General features: G+C 62.3%; 16 protein-coding genes. 7 read left to right on the forward strand and 9 right to left on the reverse strand.

The window, feature by feature from the left end; all coding sequences use genetic code 11:
• Positions 1-305: 305 nt before the first annotated feature.
• The 3 genes from ACHHTY_RS07070 to ACHHTY_RS07080 all read left to right on the forward strand — a co-directional run bounded on the left by ACHHTY_RS07070 (position 306) and on the right by ACHHTY_RS07080 (position 5,417).
• Positions 306-1,715 (forward strand): sigma-54-dependent transcriptional regulator, encoded by a 1,410-nt coding sequence (locus tag ACHHTY_RS07070; RefSeq protein ID WP_395493401.1) that lies wholly within the window; start codon positions 306-308, stop codon positions 1,713-1,715.
• 151 nt (positions 1,716-1,866) lie between these two features.
• The gene (locus ACHHTY_RS07075; RefSeq protein ID WP_395493402.1) at positions 1,867-3,051 is read left to right on the forward strand and encodes an ABC transporter substrate-binding protein; all 1,185 of its coding nucleotides are present in this window, start codon (positions 1,867-1,869) and stop codon (positions 3,049-3,051) included.
• Positions 3,048-5,417 carry an ATP-binding protein gene (locus tag ACHHTY_RS07080; RefSeq protein ID WP_395493403.1) on the forward strand — a complete coding sequence of 790 codons (2,370 nt, stop codon included), beginning with the start codon at positions 3,048-3,050 and terminating at the stop codon, positions 5,415-5,417. The genes ACHHTY_RS07075 and ACHHTY_RS07080 overlap by 4 nt, the downstream gene beginning before the upstream one ends.
• A gap of 24 nt (positions 5,418-5,441) precedes the next feature.
• Here ACHHTY_RS07080 and ACHHTY_RS07085 read toward each other — a convergent pair whose 3' ends face one another.
• The 8 genes from ACHHTY_RS07085 to crcB form a co-directional block, all read right to left on the reverse strand.
• Positions 5,442-6,923 (reverse strand): transglutaminase-like domain-containing protein, encoded by a 1,482-nt coding sequence (locus ACHHTY_RS07085; protein ID WP_395493404.1) that lies wholly within the window; start codon positions 6,921-6,923, stop codon positions 5,442-5,444.
• A gap of 233 nt (positions 6,924-7,156) precedes the next feature.
• Positions 7,157-8,107: a universal stress protein gene (locus tag ACHHTY_RS07090; RefSeq protein WP_395493405.1), complete on the reverse strand. Its 951-nt coding sequence runs from the start codon at positions 8,105-8,107 to the stop codon at positions 7,157-7,159.
• A 176-nt stretch (positions 8,108-8,283) separates the two neighbouring features.
• Complete coding sequence (locus ACHHTY_RS07095) at positions 8,284-9,348, reverse strand: KamA family radical SAM protein (protein ID WP_395493406.1); 1,065 nt, start codon at positions 9,346-9,348, stop codon at positions 8,284-8,286.
• 19 nt (positions 9,349-9,367) lie between these two features.
• Positions 9,368-10,015: an ATPase gene (locus ACHHTY_RS07100; protein WP_395493407.1), complete on the reverse strand. Its 648-nt coding sequence runs from the start codon at positions 10,013-10,015 to the stop codon at positions 9,368-9,370.
• A gap of 169 nt (positions 10,016-10,184) precedes the next feature.
• Entirely contained in the window at positions 10,185-10,970 is a 786-nt protein-coding gene (locus ACHHTY_RS07105; RefSeq protein ID WP_395493408.1) for a hypothetical protein, read from the reverse strand.
• Entirely contained in the window at positions 10,970-12,055 is a 1,086-nt protein-coding gene (locus ACHHTY_RS07110) for an LptF/LptG family permease (protein WP_395493409.1), read from the reverse strand. The genes ACHHTY_RS07105 and ACHHTY_RS07110 overlap by 1 nt, the downstream gene beginning before the upstream one ends.
• Positions 12,052-13,233: an LPS export ABC transporter permease LptF gene (lptF, locus tag ACHHTY_RS07115; protein ID WP_395493410.1), complete on the reverse strand. Its 1,182-nt coding sequence runs from the start codon at positions 13,231-13,233 to the stop codon at positions 12,052-12,054. Before lptF ends, ACHHTY_RS07110 begins: the two co-directional genes overlap by 4 nt.
• Positions 13,234-13,345: 112 nt before the next feature.
• Entirely contained in the window at positions 13,346-13,720 is a 375-nt protein-coding gene (gene crcB, locus ACHHTY_RS07120) for a fluoride efflux transporter CrcB (RefSeq protein WP_395493411.1), read from the reverse strand.
• Between the two features lie 237 nt (positions 13,721-13,957).
• Here crcB and ACHHTY_RS07125 point away from each other — a divergent pair, with 237 nt between their 5' ends.
• The 4 genes from ACHHTY_RS07125 to msbA all read left to right on the forward strand — a co-directional run bounded on the left by ACHHTY_RS07125 (position 13,958) and on the right by msbA (position 19,756).
• On the forward strand, positions 13,958-15,595 hold the full coding sequence (locus tag ACHHTY_RS07125; protein WP_395493412.1) for an ASKHA domain-containing protein: 1,638 nt from the start codon (positions 13,958-13,960) through the stop codon (positions 15,593-15,595).
• A 179-nt stretch (positions 15,596-15,774) separates the two neighbouring features.
• Positions 15,775-16,905, forward strand: coding sequence for a GDP-mannose 4,6-dehydratase (gene gmd / locus ACHHTY_RS07130; RefSeq protein ID WP_395493413.1), 1,131 nt, complete (start codon positions 15,775-15,777; stop codon positions 16,903-16,905).
• Between the two features lie 2 nt (positions 16,906-16,907).
• On the forward strand, positions 16,908-18,038 hold the full coding sequence (locus tag ACHHTY_RS07135; protein ID WP_395493414.1) for a GDP-L-fucose synthase family protein: 1,131 nt from the start codon (positions 16,908-16,910) through the stop codon (positions 18,036-18,038).
• Positions 18,035-19,756 carry a lipid A export permease/ATP-binding protein MsbA gene (gene msbA, locus ACHHTY_RS07140; protein WP_395493415.1) on the forward strand — a complete coding sequence of 574 codons (1,722 nt, stop codon included), beginning with the start codon at positions 18,035-18,037 and terminating at the stop codon, positions 19,754-19,756. Before ACHHTY_RS07135 ends, msbA begins: the two co-directional genes overlap by 4 nt.
• Positions 19,757-19,834: 78 nt before the next feature.
• Here the strand turns inward: msbA and ACHHTY_RS07145 are convergent.
• The coding region (locus tag ACHHTY_RS07145) for an FkbM family methyltransferase (protein WP_395493416.1) at positions 19,835-20,620 on the reverse strand (786 nt) is incomplete at its 5' end.

The following is a 20,620-nucleotide window of genomic DNA, read 5'->3' on the forward strand; positions in this document are numbered from 1 at the left end:
GTTAGAAGGTTGATGAATGGGGCTCCCTGGCCGCCGGACCCGCAACCCGCCAGCCACGGACGGCGCAGGGACCGCCCCCTTTTGTTGCTTTGCCAAACATAGCTTGCAAGCAGCGTACCAGTCCTTAATTCGGCCCTAATAAAAACCTGTTAACAGGATCTTAATGTTTTGGTCGGTTTGGTTGGAAGCATGGACAATTAGCGGAAAAATGTATACCTTTGGCATAATGTGTATACATACGATGCAGTGCATTTTGTGCTTGCGCTCAAGGCCCCGGTCGGTTTTCCTTTTTGTTGGGAGATAAAATGGTTAAGACAAAATCAGGATCGGGTGGCGGGGAAGTGAACCGCGGCAGAATTTATATCTGTGACGATGAAGAGGGCATGCTGCGCTATCTGCGCAAGAGCATTTCCGAGTGGGGTTTTGAGGTCAAAACGGAAAGCTCAGCCCTGGCTCTGCTGCGTGACCTGGAAAAGGGTAGCCCCGAAGGGGGTATACTGCTGCTCGATATTCGCATGCCGGACATGGACGGCCTGGAGGTACTGGCCCGGGTGCGCCGGCAGCGGCCCGATATCGGGGTGATCATGATGACCGGTTACGGGACCATCGATTCGGCGGTGGAAGCCATCAAGCTTGGGGCCTTCGACTACCTGACCAAGCCCTTTCCCGAAGAACGCCTGGCCATCGTAATTGACCAGTGCCTGGAAAGCCAGGAACTGCTGGCGGAAAACCGCTCCCTGGCCGAAGATCCCTGCCGGCGGCCGGCGCAGGGGGAAATAATCTTTCGCAGCCGGCGCTTTCAGGAGATCCACGATCTGGCCCGGCGGGTCGCCGCCAGTGATGTCAATGTTCTGCTCCAGGGGGAAAGCGGCACCGGCAAGGAACTGATCGCCGCCGTCATCCATGAGGCCGGCCCCCGTTCCGCCGCCTGCTTTCTGGCGCTCAACTGCGCGGCTCTGGCCGAAAACCTGCTGGAGAGCCAGCTTTTCGGCCACCGCAAGGGCGCTTTTACCGGGGCCGACCGCAACCGGGAGGGCCTCTTGGAAGAGGCCGACGGCGGCACCCTTTTTCTCGACGAAGTGGCCGAACTCAGCCCGGCGCTGCAAGCCAAGCTGCTGCGGGTGTTGCAGGACGGTGAGTTTATTCCGGTGGGCGATACCAAGGCCCGCCGGGTGGATGTCCGTTTTGTCGCCGCCACCAACAAGAACCTGGAAGAGATGGTGGCCCGGGGCGAATTCCGCGAGGATCTGTTCTACCGGCTCGATGTTTTTTCCCTGGTCCTGCCGCCTCTGCGGGAGCGGCCCGAGGATGTGGAGATCCTGGCTCGTCATTTTCTCGCCAAGGTTGCCGGCCGGTTGGGCCGTGAGGTCAACGAAATCGCCCCCGCTGCCCTGGAAATGCTGGAAAGATATCCCTGGCCGGGCAATGTGCGGGAGTTGCGCAACGTTATCGAGCGCGGGGCCATCATTGCCCGCGGTCGAATTCTCGGTCCCCACGATCTGCCGCCCCATTTAAAACGGAGCCGGGTAAGCGAGGCGGCCGCGACCGACCAGGCATCGCTGACCCTGGCCGAAGTGGAACGTCAGCAGGTCGCCGCCATTCTGCGCCGGGTTAGCTGGAACAAGAGTCGCGCCGCCCGGATTCTCGGGATCACCCGGCGCACCCTTGATCGCAAAATTCATGATTATGGCCTGGGCCCGGAGCGGACCGATTGAAACCGGGCCGCGCGGGCCCTGGCGATTAATTCAGCGCTCAAGTTTTGGGGCCCGGGCATTAGCACAGGCCGCATTTTTCTTCGCCCCCCGGGGCAGCGGGAGCGGGGGCAATGCCGGCCCGACTGTCCCGGCCAGGAATCAAGGAGGTGCCATGCACCGCTTATTTGCCTGCCTGCTGCTGGCAATTTTAACGCTCCCGGCACCGGTGCGGGCCGACGAGGTTCTCCTGGGCATGTCCACCGCCCTGTCCGGCCCCACCGCCGAACTGGGCAACGCCATGCGCGACGGAGTCAGCCTTGGTCTGGCCCGGCTCAATCAAGAAGGGGGTCTGGCTGGTCGCCAGCTTCGGCTGCTGGCCCTTGATGACGGCTATGAACCGGCCCGCACCGCTCCCAACATGCGGCGCCTGATCGAACAGGAACAGGTGCTGGCGGTGATCGGCAATGTCGGCACCCCCACGGCGATAGCTTCCCTGCCCCTGATCCGGGAACACCGGGTCCTCTTTTTTGCTCCTTTCACCGGGGCCGGCGTTCTGCGGCGCCAGCCCCCCGAACGTTATGTCATCAATTTCCGGGCCAGTTATGCCCAGGAAATTGCCGCCATGGTCACGGCCCTGGTGGAGCGGGGGAACCTGCGGCCGGAGGAAATCGCCTTTTTTACCCAGCGTGACGGTTACGGCGACGCCGGTTTCGCCGGCGGTTTGGCGGCCTTGCGCCGGCATGGGCTGGCCGACGAACGCCAGGTGCTGCACGTCCGTTACCCCCGCAACACCCTGGCGGTGGAAAACGCCCTGGCCGATATACTGATGGCGGAGCAGATTCCCCGGGCCATCATCATGGTGGGAACTTACGCCCCTTGTGCCAAGTTTATCCGCCTGGCCCGGGAAGCTGGATTGGAGTCCCTTTTTCTCAATGTTTCCTTTGTCGGCGGCGACTTCCTGGCCCGGGCCCTGGGAGAGGAGATCACGGGGGTGATCGTGACCCAGGTGGTCCCCCATCCCGATGACCGCGATCTGCCGATCGTGGACGATTTCCGGACCGACCTGGATGCCTTCGCCCCCTATATACAACCCACCTTTGTCGCCCTGGAGGGTTATATCGCCGCTCGCCTGATCGGCCGGGCCCTGTTGGAGGTTAACGGAAAACCGAGCCGCGAAGCCCTGATCGAGGCCATGGAAGGATTGGGTACCTTTGATCTCGGGCTGGGCCCGATGCTGCGCCTGGATTCCGGCCGCCATCAGGCCAGCGAAGAGGTGTGGCCCACCCTGCTGCGGGCCGGCAAGATGGTCCCTTTTGCCTGGTCGGAGATTACCACCCTGATCCCGGAGGCCCCATGAAAGACCGGGACCATCGCCGGTATATCCTGACCCTGGTCTGGGTTCTGATCACCATCGGTCTGCTGGCCGGGGTGCTGACCAACGGCTTCATGGGTTGGACCCTGGTCAATCTCAACCGGGAACGGATTCACCTGCTGGAACAGGATCGGCAACTCGGTCAGGCGGCCGGCCGCCTCCAGCGCTTGGGCCAGGAGGCGCGCAGCGAGATAAACTGGCTCCTGCGGGGAGGGGTTGCCGAGCAGGCTCCTCCCGCCGCTTCACCCGCGGCGGATTTTGTCGCGGCGGTAAGGGATTTGCGATCCTGGCTGGAAGATTATTCCGCCCCGGCGGCCTTTGACGACCTGGAATCGGCGGCGGTGGAATTGACCGTGATCCGTTCCCGGGCCCAGAATTGGGCCCAGCGCTATCGACCGGTGGCCGTGGATCAACAGCAGCGGATCACCTTGAACCATGTCCGGCTTTTACTGGAAGAGATGCGGGCCGCCGCCGAGATTCTCGAGGGTCGGCAAAGACTGACCGAGGCCCTGGCCCTGCGCCAGTGGCGCCATGCCGACTCCCGGCAGGCGCCGGTCCTGGCCCAGAGTTTCCTGGAACAGCAGCTCCGCCGCGGCCCGCAGATGCTCAAGGAAGCCCGGGCGGAACTTAGCGAGCTTTCCCGCCTGGTGGAAATTCTGGCCGCGGAGGATCAGCTCGATCACCTGGCCGACTTGCGCGACAATCAGTTCAAGCAGGTTCTGGAGCGCCTGGAGCGCCAGTTTCTGTGGCTGACCAGCGATGATCAGGAGGCGGAAACAGCCCTGGGAGCCGAACAGGTGGCCCTCTTGCGCGACCTGATTTTTGGCCGGGGCCATGCCGTTCTGGCGGAATACCAGACCATCAGGCCGGGCGAGGGCGGGCTTTTTCGGCTCAGCAGCGATATCCTCCAGTTGCGGCGGGAACAGGAAAGCCTGCAGGCCCGGGCCCAGGAGCTGTTTGCCCGGGTCGAGAATGTTTATCCCCTGATGGCCGATATCGCCAGCGAACGCAGCGCCGCGCTGGCCCGGCAGGTCGAGGAGCGGCTGGCCCGGGGCCTGAGCAACATGATGCTGCTCACCCTTCTGGTGACGGGGGGATTCCTTGGGCTGGGCTGGCTGATCTCGCGGCGGGTGGAAAACCAGGTTCGCACCATGACCCGGTTGCGGCGGGACAACGAATTGATTCTTAATTCCGCCGGTGAAGGGATTATCGGCCTGGACGAAGCCGGGCGGGTTGCCTCTGTCAATCCGGCCGGGGCCCGGCTGCTGGGGGGCAACGAGGAAGAAATCATCGGCCGTTGTTTCGAAAATCTCCTGGTCCAACCGGCGGAAGGCTTTTCCCCCTGCGGCCGGTTTTCGGCGACCCTGGAGCAGGTACTCCGGCAGGGGTTGGGGATCCATGGCGATGATCACGATTTTTGCCGGATGGACGGAACCACTTTCCCGGGCAGGTTCACCGCCAATCCCATTTACAACGAGCAAAGCCAGATCGAGGGGGCGGTGGTCTCCTTTCGCGATGTTACCGAACGCAAACAGGCGGCGGCGGCCCTGCAGCGCAGTTTAGCCGAGCTGGACAAACTGAACCGCAGCCTGGAGGCCAAAGTGGCCGAGCGGACTCGGGATCTTGAGGAAAAGAACCGGGAGTTGCTGCAGGCCCAGGAGGAACTGGTCCGCCGGGAAAAACTGGCCGCCATCGGTTTGCTGGCCGCCGGAGTGGCCCATGAAATCAACAATCCCGCCGCCATTATCCGCGGCAACGTCGAGATTCTGCGGCGGCGCCTGGCCGGCAGCGAGGGCGAGGAAGAGGTCCTGGAGGTCCTCAAGAATACCGAGCGGATTTCCCGGATCACCAGGAGTCTGCTGCTTTTTGCCCGTGAACACGAACAGTCCACGACCCCGCCGGAAGAGGTCAGCATCAACGATATGCTGGACGAGATCATTGCCCAGGCCGAGTACCAGGAGCCTTTTACCGATCTGGAAGTGGGTCGCGACTTTGCCCCCGACCTGCCGCCCCTGCTCAGCGACCAGGAGAAACTGCGCCAGGTGTTCACCAACCTGGTGATCAACGCGATCCAGGCCATGGACGGCCGGGGCCGGTTGGAGATCAGCACCCGCCGGGCCGGAGAGCAACTGGAAGTGGCGATCGGGGATTCCGGGCCGGGGATTCCGCCTGAAGCCCGCCAGGTAGTTTTCAGCCCCTTTTATACCACCAAAAAAGGCGGCACCGGAATGGGCCTGGCGGTGGCTTACGGCATTGTCCAGACCCTGGGAGGCAGCATCGAGGTCAGCGGCAACGGGGAACGCGGCGCCCTGATCACCGTCCGCCTGCCCCTAACCGAATCATCGTCCTGAGCGGTCGGTGGAGAATAGGGCGGCTCAATCCGTCGCGACGGCGATCCGCAATTTTCCCAAAAGGGCCCCGAGCCGGACCATTTCGGCGGTTTCGCCGGTGACCAGGCGGATGTGGGTCAGGCCGGCGGGCAACTCATTGAGGGTGGTATCGACGCTGTACCACTGGTCGGCCAGGCATACTTCGTTCCAGGCGTGGTAGAAAAAGGTCTCGTCCTGGAAAACCAGGCCGGCGGCGATCCGGGTGGGCAGGCCGATGGCCCGGGCCAGGCCGGCAAACAAGGCGGCGTGCTCGTTGCAGTCTCCGACCCTGGTAGCCAATACGCTCAGGGCGTCGGGGATCCCCAGGACCGGTCTTTTTTCAAGCCCGGCATAAACCCAATCGGCCAGCCGGGCCATCGCTTCCGGGGGGGAAGCGGCCCCGGCCGTAATCTGCCGGGCCAGGGCGATCAGCTCGGGATCGTCACTCTGGACATGGGGAGTGGCGCTCAGGGCGGCCCGGATTGCCGCCGCGGCGGGGCCCTCAGGGGAACAGGGCCCGGCTCCCGCCGGCGGGGGCCAAGGTTGCCGGCTGACTTGCAGGATATCCCCCTCCAGGCTTTGGCGGCCGCCGGCCAGATCGAGATCCTCGGCCGGATCGAGACCGGCATCCGCTGCCAGCTCGAGGCGATAGGTCATGCGGTCCCGGCGGGCAAGATCAGCCGGCAATCGGCCGATCAGGGGTACGGCCACCGAAGTCAGGATTTCCGGACCGGCCCGGGGGATGTCGGTGGCCCGGAATTCCGGTTCGGCCAGGAAGACGAACCCGGCCGGCGATTCCTCCTTGACCATTCTCCCTTCATCATCGAGCCAGACATTGATCCGCATGCCGGCGAAGGTTTCACTGAACTGGTGGAGGTTATGAATCCGGCCGTGGATCACCACCCGGTCCCGGCCCCGGTACTCCAGCACCCTTTCCTGGCCGGCCAGGGAGACGGGGTCGAAATAATTGACCCGGACCCGGCCGCCGGGGGTCAAGTCAGGACTCAACAGATAATCCCGCCGGTTGGTGGCGATCCGCGGCGCATCCCGCAGGCGGATTCTTTCCTGCCGCACCCCCCGCGGGGTGTCCAGTTCCAGCAGGAGATCCCGGCCCTCCACCCGGCCCTGGACTCCGGTTTCGGCAAAGGGGGAAATCAGGACGAAACTGAAATCGCGCAAGAGCAGGGAGGCGTCGAGGCTCGCGGAGAGCCGCATCCGCACCGGGTGCTGTTCCCCCAGGATATTGAGCAGCAGGTAGGCCTCCTGCTCCAGCAGCACCTCATCCTCAGCTTCGGCGACCAGCCGGCTGCGGACAAAGCCGATCCGTTCATCGCGGAAATAAACCCCGGCAAAACTGGTTTCCCGCCCCCGCTCAAGAGCCGCCGTCTCCCACAGCTGCAAGTCCTCAACCAGGTAATCCCGCCCGAACAGCAACCCCAGCAGCACCACCCAGACCAGCAAAACAATTATCCGACTTCCTTTACGCATCATCATTTCATCAGAAGAGCCGGGGAGAAAGTCATGGTCCCGTTAGCCAGCGAGACCTGGTCCTGTACCAGCCAGTTTTATTAGTATTGATCAGTTGCCGAGGGATAAGGCCAGCAAAATCATCGGAGAACGTCCAGGAGTGCCGCAGATTGGCGCAAGCAGCCCGGGCGATTATAGCAGCGCTATATCGCCAGGGCTGATCGCGCCAAGATGCGGTGCTCCTGGACGTTCTCCTAGCCGATGACCCAGACGGCGACCTGCTCCGCCATCAACAGAACCCGGTCGGAGACCCCGCGAAAGATGCCTTTGCGGGCCTCCGGCCCCCGCCGGCCCATGACGATGGTGCCATAGCCGTCTACCAGGGCCTGGCGGATGATCTGGCGGCTGGGCTCGAAACCCTTGGAGGTCTCCATGACCGCAATCCGTTCGGCCGGGAAACCGCTTTCGAGCAGGATCTGGCGCGGGGCGTGCAAATGGCTGTCTTCGCGCCGGAGATGGGCTTCACACCAGGCCGGATCCCAGTGCTGGTGGAAGTCCTCCAGCTTGGCGTGGGGCCGGGCCGCCAGAATGGAGGTGGAGTTGAACAGGGTGATTTCCGCCGTGGGGTGATCATGGAGGAAAAAGGCCAGGTGGTCCACGGCCAGCAGGGAGTAGGGGGTAAGGTCGACCGGCACCAGAAAACGGCGGGAATCGATATGGCCGTCGATAACCCACAGCGGCACGTCATGGCACTGGTCGAAAATTCCGTTGGATACGCTGCCCAGCAGCATTTCTTCGATTTTGGTCATCCCCCGCCGGCCCACGGCAATCGCATCGTACATGCCCGTGCGGGCCTCGTGGACTATATCGCCGGCGCTGCTGCCGCTGCCCAGCCGGGTCGAACTGGTGATCCGGTCGGCGGCTACCCCTTGTTTCTGCAGGAACTCTTCTCCCTGGCGCAGGTAGCCCTTGTGGGCCACCAGTTTTTTCCGGGCTTGGGGACTGATCATATTCAAGCGCTCGGCCTCGCCGATCCATTCGCCCCCCGGGGGCAGGGCTACCCCGTTGACCAGGCTGAAGAGATGGAAATGCACCTCCGGCCGGTCGGCGAACAGCAAAGCCAGGTAATGCAGGGTATTGCGGCTGTGGCGGGAACCGTCCAGGGCTACCAGCAGCTTGCGATTGGGGACGGAATCGGGATCCATAGCGGCCACCATATTTTATTAACAAGAGGCAAGGTTCAAGACCCAAGTTACAGGGTCCGAGGTGAAAATGGCAAGCAGTAAGGCGCCCCGGGGCAAGAGCTCCCGCACCGGTATCTGGCATCCAGGATGCGATCGCGAGCCTTGCCCCCGTTCTGCGGCTCCTGAACTTTGGCGCCTCACTTGGGGTTGGGGTAGTGGCCGGGGATCCCCTGGTAATTAGTGAAAACCAGGTGGTCGTCGAGGCTCGCGACGTAGCTGGGGGTCAGGGGGATCTTGCCCCGGCCGGCGGGGGTGTCCAGGGCGAAGGTGGGGGTGGCCAGGCCCGAGGTGTGGCCGATCAGCTCCCGCATGATCGCCAGCCCCCGCTCCACCGGGGTCCGAAAATGATCGGTGCCCCGGCTGAGGTCGGCCTGGAACAGGTAATAGGGCTTAACCCGAATTTTGAGCAAGTTGCGCATCAACTCCCGCATGGTGGCCGGATTGTCGTTGATGTCCCGGAGCAGGACGGTCTGGTTGCCCAGGGGGATTCCCGCATCGGCCAGGCGGGCGCAGGCCGTGGCCGCCGCCGGGGTGATTTCCCGGGGATGGTTGAAGTGGGTGTTGATATAGAGGGGGTGAAATTTTTTCAACAGCCCGGCCAGCCTGGTGGTGATCCGCATGGGCAGGGTGCAGGGTACCCGGCTGCCGATCCGGATGATCTCCAGGTGGGGGATGCGGCGCAGTTCACCGAGCAGCCAGGCCAATTCGCCATCGGGGAGCAGCAAGGGGTCGCCGCCGGAAACCAGGACGTCATGGATGGCGGGGGTGGCGGCCAGGTAGGCGATGGCGGCCCGCACGGTGTCGCGGCTGATGGCCATCGCCGGGGTGCCCACCTTCCGTTTGCGGGTGCAGAAGCGGCAGTACATGGCGCACTGGGCCGCGACCAGAAGCAGGGCCCGGTCGGGATACTTATGGACCAGGCCGGGGACCGGACTTAACTCTTCCTCGGCCAGGGGATCTTCCGGGCAGACCGTATCGGTCAATTCGCGGGGGTCGGGTACGGCCTGGCGCCAGATGGGATCGCCGGGTTTTTCGATCAGGCTCAGGTAGTAGGGGTTGATCCGCAGAGGATAACGTTGGGCCACCGCCCGCAGGGGTTCGGGGTCGAGGCCAAAGCGGGCGGCCAGTTCCTCGGGCCGGGTGATGGCGCCGGCCAGCACTTGCTGCCAGCGGGGCCATTTATCTGGTCTGGTCGTGGTCATCGGCGAATTTCCTGCTTTTTCATGCGGCGATTTGCCGGCGCAGACCCTCCAGCAGGACAAAGCGACCCAGGGGCACCACCGGACAGGGGAAACTGCGGACGAAAACCGGGTTGTCGCACAGGCCGCCGGAAAGATAAAGCTGTTCCGGCTTGCCGGCAAACTGGTAGGCATTGAGGGCGATGCCCTTGATCAGCCGGGCCACCGCCTCCTCTTCCGGCACTCCGTTGACCACCGCGTCGAAGATGTCGCTCAGGCCCAGAACCCCGCAGGTGACGGCAAAGGCCCGTTGCGGCGGCTCCATCCGGCGGCAATCCAACTGGTAATAGCGGGCCAGCAGTTCGATGGTGAAGCCCATCGAAGCCCCGCATTCGGCGTTCCAGCCCATATCGGCCAGGCGGCCGCCGGCGTAGCGGATGAACTTGATGTCGCGGCTGCCGCAATCCAGCAGAAGGAAATCCGGCCGGCCGATCAAGGCTTCGCCCCCCCGGGCCAGGGCCACCAGTTCGTTGATCCGGCGCCGCCCGAAGCGGCGGGCATTGTGGCCGGTGGCCAGATCAATCCGGGTTTCCGGAGCCAGGTCCCGGGTGGCCAGCACCCGGGGGTTGGCGCCGGGGCGGTCCAGGTCGAGGATTTTACTGTATGAGGTACCGAAATCGCCGAGCAGCATATCAGAGGGCAGTGGGCAGAGGGCAAAGGCAGGCAACGGCGCTCGAGCCAAGCTCTTCAACCAGCCCGAGACAAGACATGACAGGTAGTTCCGGCATTGTCGGTATCGTTATTATTGCGGCAGCCATACTATACTCTTCTCTCCTGTGTTATCTGACTTCTGACTTCTGTCATCTGACCTCTGTCCTCTGAAGCTCGAGGAAGGCTTCGATTTTGGCCAGGATACTGCCGCCGCAGTGGAGGTCCGCGTCCAGGTAAAGGGCCCGGGGATGGGCCGCCGCGAGGTCGCGGGCCAGGGCGGTTTTGGGGCAGAAGGACTGGGCAAAGAAAACAGTCGGCAAATCGGGGGGGTGCTCCATTTCCAGGGCGTGATCGGCCGGGGTCTTATTCTCCATGCAGCGGGTCCAGCCGTAAACATGGGTGGTGGCGGGAAAGATTTCCAGCAGGCTGAAATCCCGGGGCGGCACCCCCCAGAAAGCGGCGGTGGGGGGGCAGGGAGGGGGAGCGGTCGCCGGGGGCTCCGGATCTTTGACCCCGGCGGTAATCAACTGCAGTTTTTCGAGCAAAGGCAGACCGGAAACGCAGATCGGGTTGCCCAGGCGCTCATGGTCCAGGTTCCGGCAGGTGATGATGGGCACCGGCAGATCACGGCGCAGGATTTCGGCGGTGTAGCGGGCGCCGTCGCACTTGCCGGGCCCGATGTCAATGAAGATGGCATCCAGTTGGGTCGCCAGATGGAGGGCGTTGAGGACCACGGTGCGCAGGATGCCGCAGTAAACCCGGGGCAGCAGATCGGGGATCGCCGCGGGGTCGGCCTCCACCAGCAGGGCGTCCAGGTCGTAAATCACCGCCTGGTTGGCGGCCAGGCCGGCCATAATCGTCCGCGGCGGCAGGCCGACGATGCCGGCGCATTTGATATGTTCCCAGGCCAATTCCGGGGGGGATGCATCAATCATTACTTACCTTCTCTTTGGATGAAATACCAGCCCAGGCCGGCGGTGGGCAGATGAATCAACCAGGCGGCCATGGCGGGGGGCAGGTAGGCCGCTCCGGCCAGGGCCTGGCCGATGCTCCACAGGCCCCAGGCGATAAAGGCCATGATGGCGGTAGCGGGAATCGCCAGGGCCAGGTCCCGGCCCCGGCCTCGATGCAGGGCGAGGAGCAGCGGGATGCCGATCAACAGCAGCGGTAAACCGAGAAAAATATAAGAAGTCTTCTTGTGCAATTCAAGGCGGGCGGTCAGCCGCCGAGGGCTATCCTCAGCGGCCCGGGCCTGGCGCCAAAGGGCGGAGAGGGAGCGCTCGGCCAGGGCGTAGGGCGGGATAAAGAAATCGGCCGGTCTTTCCGGCAGCACGATTTCCTGCTCGCTGAAGATCTCGCTGTTGAACTGATCGCGGGTCGGGCCGGCGATTTTGTCCTGGCCTTCATGGAGGGTCCAGCCCCGGCCGTCCCAGACGGCCACCGCGGCCGTCAGCAGGCGAACCAGGTGAAAATCCCGGTCCCAGACTGCGTAGGAAAACTCCTCCAGCCGGGTTTGGTCGCCGGTGGGCCGGGCAAAGGAATAGATCCCTTCGCTGCCTCGATAATAAACGCGACCGCTGCGTTCAATGCCCTGGGGGGTCTCCTGTCGGACCTGTTCGTGCCAGATCCGGTTGGTTTCGGCAAAAGTCGGCGGCAACAGCCATTGGCTGCTGGCCAGGGTCAGCAGGGTAAATCCGGCGGCGGCCAGCAGCAGGGGGCGGACAATCCGGCGGATGCTCAGGCCGGCGGCCTGCAGGGCCATCATTTCCTGGTTGCGGTTAAGCAGGCCCAGGGTGATGATCCCGGCCAGCAGCAGCCCGGCCGGCATGACCTGCTCGAAGATCAACGGAATTTTCAGCAGCAGGTAATGAACGGCGGTCCCCATGCCGAGCTCGGCCCCGAGAAAATTGTCCACCCGCTCAAAAAAATCGATCAGCAGGTAGATCGCCAGCAGCGATCCCAGGACCAGGCCGAGGTTGCGGAAAAACTGGCCCATGATGTAGCGGTCCAGCAGTTTCATGGTTCGGTCTTCCCTCCCAATTGCCGCAGGCGGGCAAAGGTATCCCGTCCCCCGGCGATAACCCGGTCCAACCAGGGATTGCCCAGTTCCAGGGCGCTGCGCCGGAGCAGGTGGATGGTCAGCAGCAGGAAAACCAGGTTGGGGGCCCACATGGCCGGAACCACCGGGATCTGGCCGTTCTCGCTGAGGGATTTGGCTACGGTCAATAAAACATAATAACCGATAAACGAAGCCAGGCCGAGGGGTACTCCCAGGGCCAGGCGGCTGCTCTGGCCGATCTGGCTCAGGCTCAAGCCCAGGATGCTGAGCAGAAAACAGCCCAGGGGGAGGACCAGGCGCTGGTGATATTCGATGAGCAGGCGCAGCCGCTGGGGATGGTCAGGAGCCAGCGTTGCCGCCCTGGCCAGCAGTTCCGGCTGGGTCATGCTGCTGCGGCCCAGCTGGCCCATGGCCGGAGGCTGCAGGGGCAGGTCCAGGGTGTAGCGCTGAAAGTGGATGGTCTGGGTTTTGTCGCCCACCGCCCGGTGGAGGCTGCCATCGGCCAGGGTCAGGATCGCCAGCCCTTCGGCCGGTTCGGCCCGCAAAGCCCCGCTCCGGGCGGCGATGGTCAGGGGATTGGTTGGATCCCGGAGGTCGGAGAGATAAACCCCCCGCCAACCGCGATCATCGGCGGATACCTCTTCCACATAGAGGACCACGTTGCCCAGCCCTTCGCTGAAGGACTTTTCCTGGAGCCCCTGTTCGACTCGTTCGGTGGCCAGATGGAGCATCAATTGATGCATGGCCACCGTTCCCCTGGGCAGCAGGCTGGTGGCTACTCCCAGGGTCAGCAGGCCGGTGATCAGCCCGAAAAAGATCACCGGCGGCAGAATTTTGACCAGGCCGATGCCGCTGGCCTTCAGGGCCATGATTTCCAGGTCGTTGCCCATTCTGGTAAAGGCGATGATCACGGCCATCATTGCCGCCATGGGGATGGAAAAACGCAGCAGGGAAGGGCTGATGTACAGGCAGAGCCGGGCAAAATCCCCCAGCCCGACCCCCAGGCCGAAAATCCCATCCAGCAAAGGTACCAGGCGCCCGAGAAAGAGAATGGCGTTGATCACCAGCAAAGCGGCAAAAAAAGGCGCCAGCATCTCGGTGAGCAGGTAGGTATAGAGCAGCCAGGGAGTTCTTTTCATAGATAGTCGCGGTAGTTGGTTCCAAAAGCCGCCCCGGCCAAGGTCTCCAGGCTGTGTTGGGGTTCCGTCGGGGCTGGTCGCGAGGGATGCGGTGCCGCTCTCTGCTGCACCCTCAGTGGAGGCGGCGGGCCAGAAGCATCCCGGTGAAAACCAGCATGATTCCTAGAATATTGCTGACCCCCACGTAAACCAGGGCGCTCTTCCAGGCGCCGACCCTGATCAGATCAAGGGTTTCCCGGGCAAAAGTGGAAAAGGTGGTGAATCCTCCCAGGATTCCGGTGAATAGAAAGAGACGCCATTCCTGCTGCAGGCGGCTGTCGACGAACAGGTACCAGAGAAAGCCGATCCCCAGGCAGCCAAGCAGGTTGGCGGCCAGGGTCCCGTAGGGAAAACCGGCCAGGGGCGGGCGCTGGACCAGCAGGAAGACCAGGTGGCGCAGCACCGAGCCTAAAGCGCCGCCGACCGCTACGGCGAGAAGATTCAGCATCGGGAAATATATCCTTTTAGCATGCAATCGCCCGGGAGCTGTTGTAGATTGTTGGGTTTGTTTGGCCCACCGGCGGTCCCGGCCCGTCCCCAAGCAGCTTCGCCGCCGGCGGGGCTCCCAATAACTTCTTGTTTTGGCGCAGCAGCCGCCAGGAGCAAGAACTTTTTGCAAACTCTTATTAATAGCATTTACCGCCCAATGGTGCAAGATCGGTGAATTTGTCCGAGGGATAAAACAATGACCGCCCTGGTTCGGCTGTTGCAGGTGACGGCTTCACCGCCCAGCCTGCAGGATAATACCGGCGATCTCGATCGTTTGCAAAGAGCGATTCGGACCCGGCCGGGCTTTGCCGCCTGCCGCCTGGCGGTGCCCTATCGACGCCTGGGGAGACTGGCGGCTCGTTTCCGGGCCTGCGGGTTTCAAGGGGTGGCCCTGCTCAACGAGCTGCCGCCGGCGGTTCCCGGCCCGGCCCCGGCGGGAGAACCGGCCGGCTGGGAGCTGGTGGATTTTCTGGCGGCCACCCCGCTCCGGTTGCCGGCCCTGGCCCTGGATCTTGGCACCACCCATCTGGAGGCGGTGCTGCTGGACCTGCTCAGCGGGGATGAGCTGGGCCGGGCTACCAGGGAAAACAGCCAGATCGTCCATGGGGCCGATATCCTCAGCCGGATTCATTTCGCCGCCGGCCAGCAGGAAGCGGGCAATGGGCTGGCCCTTCTCCAGGCGGCGGTGATAGGCGATGTCAATGCCCTGGCGAGCAAGCTGGCCGGGGAAGCCGGCCTGGCGGCGGCGGAAATCCGGGCTTTGAGCGTAGCCGGCAACACCGCCATGGGGCATTTCTTCCTGGGCTTGGATCCCTATCAACTTTGCCGGGAACCCTATATTCCGGTGGTCAATGCTCCCGGGCCGGTGGCCGCCGCCGAACTGGGCCTGAACCTTCATCCCGCCGCCCCGGTGCATGTCCTGCCGGGGGTGGGCAGTTATTTCGGCGGCGATCTCTTGGCCGGCATTGTCGCCTGTGATTTGGACCTGGCGGCCGAACCGGCCATGCTGATCGATGTCGGGACCAATGCCGAGGTGGTGGTGGGTTGCCGGGACTGGCTGGTGGCCTGCGCCGGAGCCGCCGGCCCGGCCCTGGAGGGCGGGGTGGCGAAAATGGGGATGCGGGCTGGCCCCGGGGTCATTGAACGGGTTAGCATCGATCCGGATTCCGGGGCGCTTTCCTTTCGGGTGATCGGGGAAGATCGGGTGGTTGCGGAGAGCAGCTCTGCGGTGGGAGCCCCTTCCACCCTCCCGGCCCGGGGGATCTGCGGCTCGGGCATCATCGACCTGATGGCGGAGCTTTTCCTGGCCGGCATGATTGATATTCGCGGCAAATTCCGGCCCGAGCGGATGGGCGAGCGCCTGGTTCAAGGCCCCGACGGGCCGGCCTTGGTGGTGGCCTGGCCCGCCGAGGCGGCCGGGGGTGAGGCGGTGGTGGTCAGCCAGGTCGATCTCGATGCCCTGATGCGCTCCAAGGCGGCGATGTACGCCATTCTCGCCACCCTGATGGAGCAGGTGGGGCTGCCCTTTAGCGCCTTGGGCCGGATTTACGTGGCCGGGGCCTTCGGCCGCCACATCAATCCGCGCCAGGCCGTGGTGCTGGGAATGATCCCCGATTTGCCGCTGGCCACCTATCGACCGGTGGGCAACAGCTCGCTGGCCGGGGCCCGCCGTTATCTGCTGGATCGGGAGGCGCGGGAGCGCATCGGGGCGGTGGCCAAAAAAATCACCTATCTCGAACTCAACGTCAACCATGAGTTCATGATCCGATTTTCCGGCTCCCGCTTTATTCCCCATACCGATCGGAGCCTGTTCCCCTCGGTGCCGGTGCCGTAATTTTTACCTGATTGACAAAGGACCGTATTTCTGTCATTTTCAAGGTTAAAGGTTAAAGGTTAAAGGTTAAAGGTTAAAGGTTCAAGGTTAAAGGTTCAAGGTTCAAGGTTCAAGGTTCAAGGTTCAAGGTCACAATCAATTCAAACCTTGTCCCGCGCATCCTAAAAAAGAGGTGGGCGATGGCTGCTGACAAGAAAAGAGCGCTGATTACCGGAATCACCGGCCAGGACGGGGCCTATCTGGCCGAACTGCTGCTGGCCAAGGGCTACGTGGTGCATGGGATCAAGCGCCGGACCTCGCTGTTCAATACCGACCGGATCGACCATCTCTACCAGGATCCCCACGAACCGGAACGGAATTTCATTCTCCATCACGGCGACATGACCGATTCCAGCAGCCTGCTGCGGATCGTCCAGCAGGTGCAGCCGGCGGAAATCTACAACCTCGCCGCCCAGAGCCACGTGGCCGTATCCTTCGAGGAACCGGAATATACCGCCAATGCCGATGCCCTGGGGACTCTGCGCCTGCTGGAGGCCATCCGGATCCTGGGCCTGGAAAAGAAGACCCGCTTTTACCAGGCCGCCACCTCGGAGCTCTTCGGCCGGGTGCAGGAAACCCCGCAAAGGGAAACCACCCCTTTTTACCCCCGTTCCCCCTATGCGGCGGCCAAGCTCTACTCCTACTGGATAACCATCAATTATCGCGAAGCTTACGGGCTCTTCGCCTGCAATGGCATTCTCTTCAACCACGAGTCACCGGTGCGCGGGGAAACTTTCGTAACCCGCAAGATTACCCGGGCTTTGACTAGAATCAAGGTCGGGCTGCAGGACTGTCTTTACCTGGGCAACCTCGCTGCCCGCCGGGATTGGGGGCACGCCCGGGATTACGTGGAAATGCAATGGCTGATGCTGCAGCAGGATGAGCCCGATGATTACGTGATTGCCACCGGGGTCCAGCACAGCGTGCGTGATTTCGTCAACGCCGCCGCCGCCGAGCTGGGCATTGCAATTTCCTGGCAGGGTCAAGGGGTTGCTGAGAGCGGGGTTCTGGCCGCCCCCTTGCGCACCGGCAATGGCGAACTGCCGGCCGGCACCACGATTGTGGCGGTGGATCCCCGCTACTTCCGGCCGACGGAAGTTGAGACCCTGCTGGGTGATGCCGCCAAGGCCCGCCGCCAGCTGGGCTGGGCCCCGAAAATCGGCTTCAGCGAGCTGGTCCGGGAGATGGTCCAGGCCGACCTGGTGCTGGCCGAGCGGGACGCCCTGGTCAAACGCAGCGGCTATCGCACCATGACCGGCAACGAGTTTTAACCATGGATAAGGATGCCGTCATATATGTGGCCGGCCATCGCGGCCTGGTGGGTTCAGCCCTGCTGCGGCATTTGCAGGGTCTTGGTTACCGCAATCTGCTGACCCGGACCCGGGCTGAGTTGGATCTGACCGACCAGGCCGCCGTCCGGGATTTTTTCGCGGCGCAACGCCCGGATTATGTATTGCTGGCCGCCGCCAAGGTGGGCGGGATTGAGGCCAACCAGAGCTACCCGGCCCAATTTATCCGCGACAATCTGGTTATCCAGACCAATGTGATCCACAGCGCTTACCAGGCCGGGGTCAAACGCCTGCTCTTCCTCGGCTCCAGTTGCATCTACCCCCGGGACTGCCCCCAGCCGATTAAGGAAAGCTATTTGCTGACCGGGCCCCTGGAACCCAGCAATCGGCCCTATGCCGTGGCCAAGATCGCCGGAATCGAGATGTGCTGGAGCTACAACCGCCAGTATGGGACCCGGTTCCTGGCGGTGATGCCCACCAACCTCTACGGCCCCGGAGATAATTATCACCTCCGCGACAGCCATGTTATTCCGGCCATGATCCGCAAGTTTCATCTCGCCAAACTGAGCCGGGCCGGAGATCTGGCCGGAATAATCGCCGATGAGCAGCGGCACGGGCCTATTCCGCCCGAAATCAAGGAAATGCTCGGTTTCCGGCCCGATCAGCCTTTGACCGCCCAGGCCCGGCCCCAGAATCCGCCGGTGGTCCGACTCTGGGGGACCGGCGCCCCGCGGCGGGAATTCCTTTACAGCGCTGATCTGGCCGCCGCCAGCGTTTTTCTGCTGAACCTGGCTGACCGGGACTTCGCCGCCCTCCTGGGGAGCGAGGATCTGGACCAGAGCTTTGCCCCGCCGCTGATCAACATCGGCTGCGGCCAGGACCTCACCATCCGCGAACTGGCGGCGCTGGTGCAGGAGGTGGTGGGGTATCGGGGGGAGGTGGTTTTCGCTGCCTCCGGCCTGGACGGCACCCCGCGCAAGCTGCTGGATGTCTCCCGGCTGGACCAACTGGGCTGGCGCCCGCAAACCTCGCTGCCCGCCGGCCTGGCCGCTGCCTATCGTGATTTTAGCTCCGGCGGGGGCGCCGCGGCCGATAAGAAAGTTGAATTGCCATGACCAACAAAGAGCTGCTGCTCCGCATCTATTACCTGATCAAACCCTACCGCAAACGGCTGTTGCTGGCCATGCTCTGCATGGTGATGGTGGCGGGGTTCAGCGGGGGCCAGGCGTATATGGTCAAACCCCTGCTGGACAAGATCTTTTTTGAGCAGGACCGGCTCCTGCTCAATATTCTGCCCCTGGCCCTGATTCTGTTGTTTGTTTTCAAGGGGGTGGTTTATTACTGTTACCGCTACCTGCTGGATACCGCCGGCCAGCGGGTGATCCGCGACCTGCGCAAGAGCATTTTCGCCCATGTCCACTCTCTGCCGCTCTCTTTTTTCCATAAAACGCCCACCGGCGAGTTGATTTCCCGGGTCATTTCCGATGTCACCCTGATCCAGGGCGCGGTTTCCCGGGCCCTGGTCGGTATCCTCAAGGATCTGGTCCAGGTGCTGGCCCTGCTCGGGGTGGCCTTTTATCTCGACTGGAAAATGGCCCTGGTCACCATTGTCCTGCTGCCGTTGGCGGCGCTGCCGATCGTGCACTTCGGCAAGCTGTTCCGGCGCAACAGCACCAGCAACCAGCAGACCGTGGCCCTGATTTCCAACGTGCTGCATGAAACCATCGGCGGCCATCGCATCGTCAAGGCCTTCGGCATGGAGGCCTACGAATCGCGCCGCTTCGGCGGCCTGGTCGACCGGCTCTACAAGATCCTGGCCAAGGAGATCCAGTTGGGCAGTCTCCAGCATCCGATCATGGAACTGATCGGCGGCCTGGCCTTTGCCGGCATCATCTGGTACGGCGGCTACCAGGTCCTGGCCGGCCAGGCCACCCCCGGCACCTTTTTCGCCTTTCTGACCGCCATGCTGATGATTTACGATCCCATCAAGGGCCTGAGCGGCCTCAACAGCACGATCATGCAGGGGCTGGCGGCGGCCACCCGGGTCTTCGCCCTGCTCGACGTCAAGGCCGACATCGTCGACGCCCCGGGGGCCCGGGAGTTGCCGCCCTTCGAAAAAGCGCTGGAATTTGAGAACGTTTCCTTCAGCTATGACGGGGTGACTCCGGTGCTGCGGGAGATCAACCTGACGGTGCCGGCCGGCCAGGTGCTGGCCGTCGTGGGTCCCAGCGGCGGCGGCAAGACCACCCTGGCCAATCTGATTCCCCGCTTCTTTGAGGTCAGCCGAGGCCGGATCCTGGTGGATGGCCATGACCTGCGGGAGGTTACCCTGGCCTCACTGCGGAATCAGATCGCCATCGTCGAGCAGCAGACCGTGCTGTTCAACGACACGATCCGCAACAACATCGCCTACGGGGATGTCGAGCGCAGCGAGGAGGAGATCGTCGCTGCGGCCCAGGCCGCCTATGCCTACAATTTTATCCGGGAACTGCCGCTGGGTTTTGATACCGTCATCGGCGAGAGCGGGGCCCGGTTATCCGGCGGCCAGCGCCAACGCCTGGCCATCGCCCGGGCCTTGCTCAAAAACGCCCCGATCCTGATTCTCGACGAAGCTACCTCGGCCTTGGACACCGAATCGGAAAGGGAAGTGCAGAAGGCCCTGGAAAACTTGATGGCTAACCGCACCACTTTCGTCATTGCTCATCGCTTGTCAACCATCAAGAACGCTGACCGGATCATCGTAATGCAGGAAGGTCGGATCGTCGAGGAGGGCGATCATGATTCCTTGCTGGAGCAGCACGGAGTCTATGAGATGCTCCACCGGCAGCAGTAAGTGGCGAAGGGGTGAGGGCAATATTTGCGGTGTGGATCAACGCGAAAATACCAACCATGATTGCTTAAGCCAAATTGGTCAAGCCAACTCATGTTGGAGAGATCTGCTGGCCATCAGCAGGGTAAGTCCACACCAGCCTGCCAAGCAGTATCCCTTTCCGGCCAGAAAAGTATAAAGGGTGGATTTTTCAACTTGGGGGAGCAGGGTGTGATGAGTTTCAACGGCAATCAGTTTAGGATCGTATCGATCGAAATCCAAGGACATCAAGACTTCCAGGTCGTGCCCTTCAGCGTCGACGGAAAGCAGGTCAATCTGTTTGTTTTTGTACTTGGTGTCATCCAGAATCCGGTTTAGGGTTGAGCAGCGGGTTGTTTTTTTTGTGTAACCTTCCTTCCCTCGGACAAAATCGGCATCAAGCGATGTTGTCAATGAATAAAAACCACTGGAATAATAAGATATTTCACCTTCTTTGTTTGAAACAGCGCTGGTAATATTGGTGTCTCCAGGCCGGACGATGTTGAATCCCATTATTTTGATGGGGTCGATATCGATATTTATCCCTCTCCACCCTTTCTTGTATAATAACCAGGTGTTGTTGTGTTTTTTGGGATGAAAACATCCGACATCTACGAAAAACCCACGGTGGTTTTTATCAAAAAATCTTTTAATAGAAATATCTTCTCCGAACTGGGCATAATGCTTTGATGTGGTCCGAGATAGATACAATTTTCGCAGGATAAACATTAGTCTGAACAAACGGTTGTTGGTTAGCCAAGGCGGCAGTTGGGAATGGCTGAAATCCATTTTTGGGTCCTTGTCGATGTCAATAAATTCGGCGAACGTTTGGTAAACTGCTGAAATATT

It is taken from the genome of Desulfurivibrio nitratireducens, from assembly GCF_044068515.1.
GTDB lineage: Bacteria > Desulfobacterota > Desulfobulbia > Desulfobulbales > Desulfurivibrionaceae > Desulfurivibrio.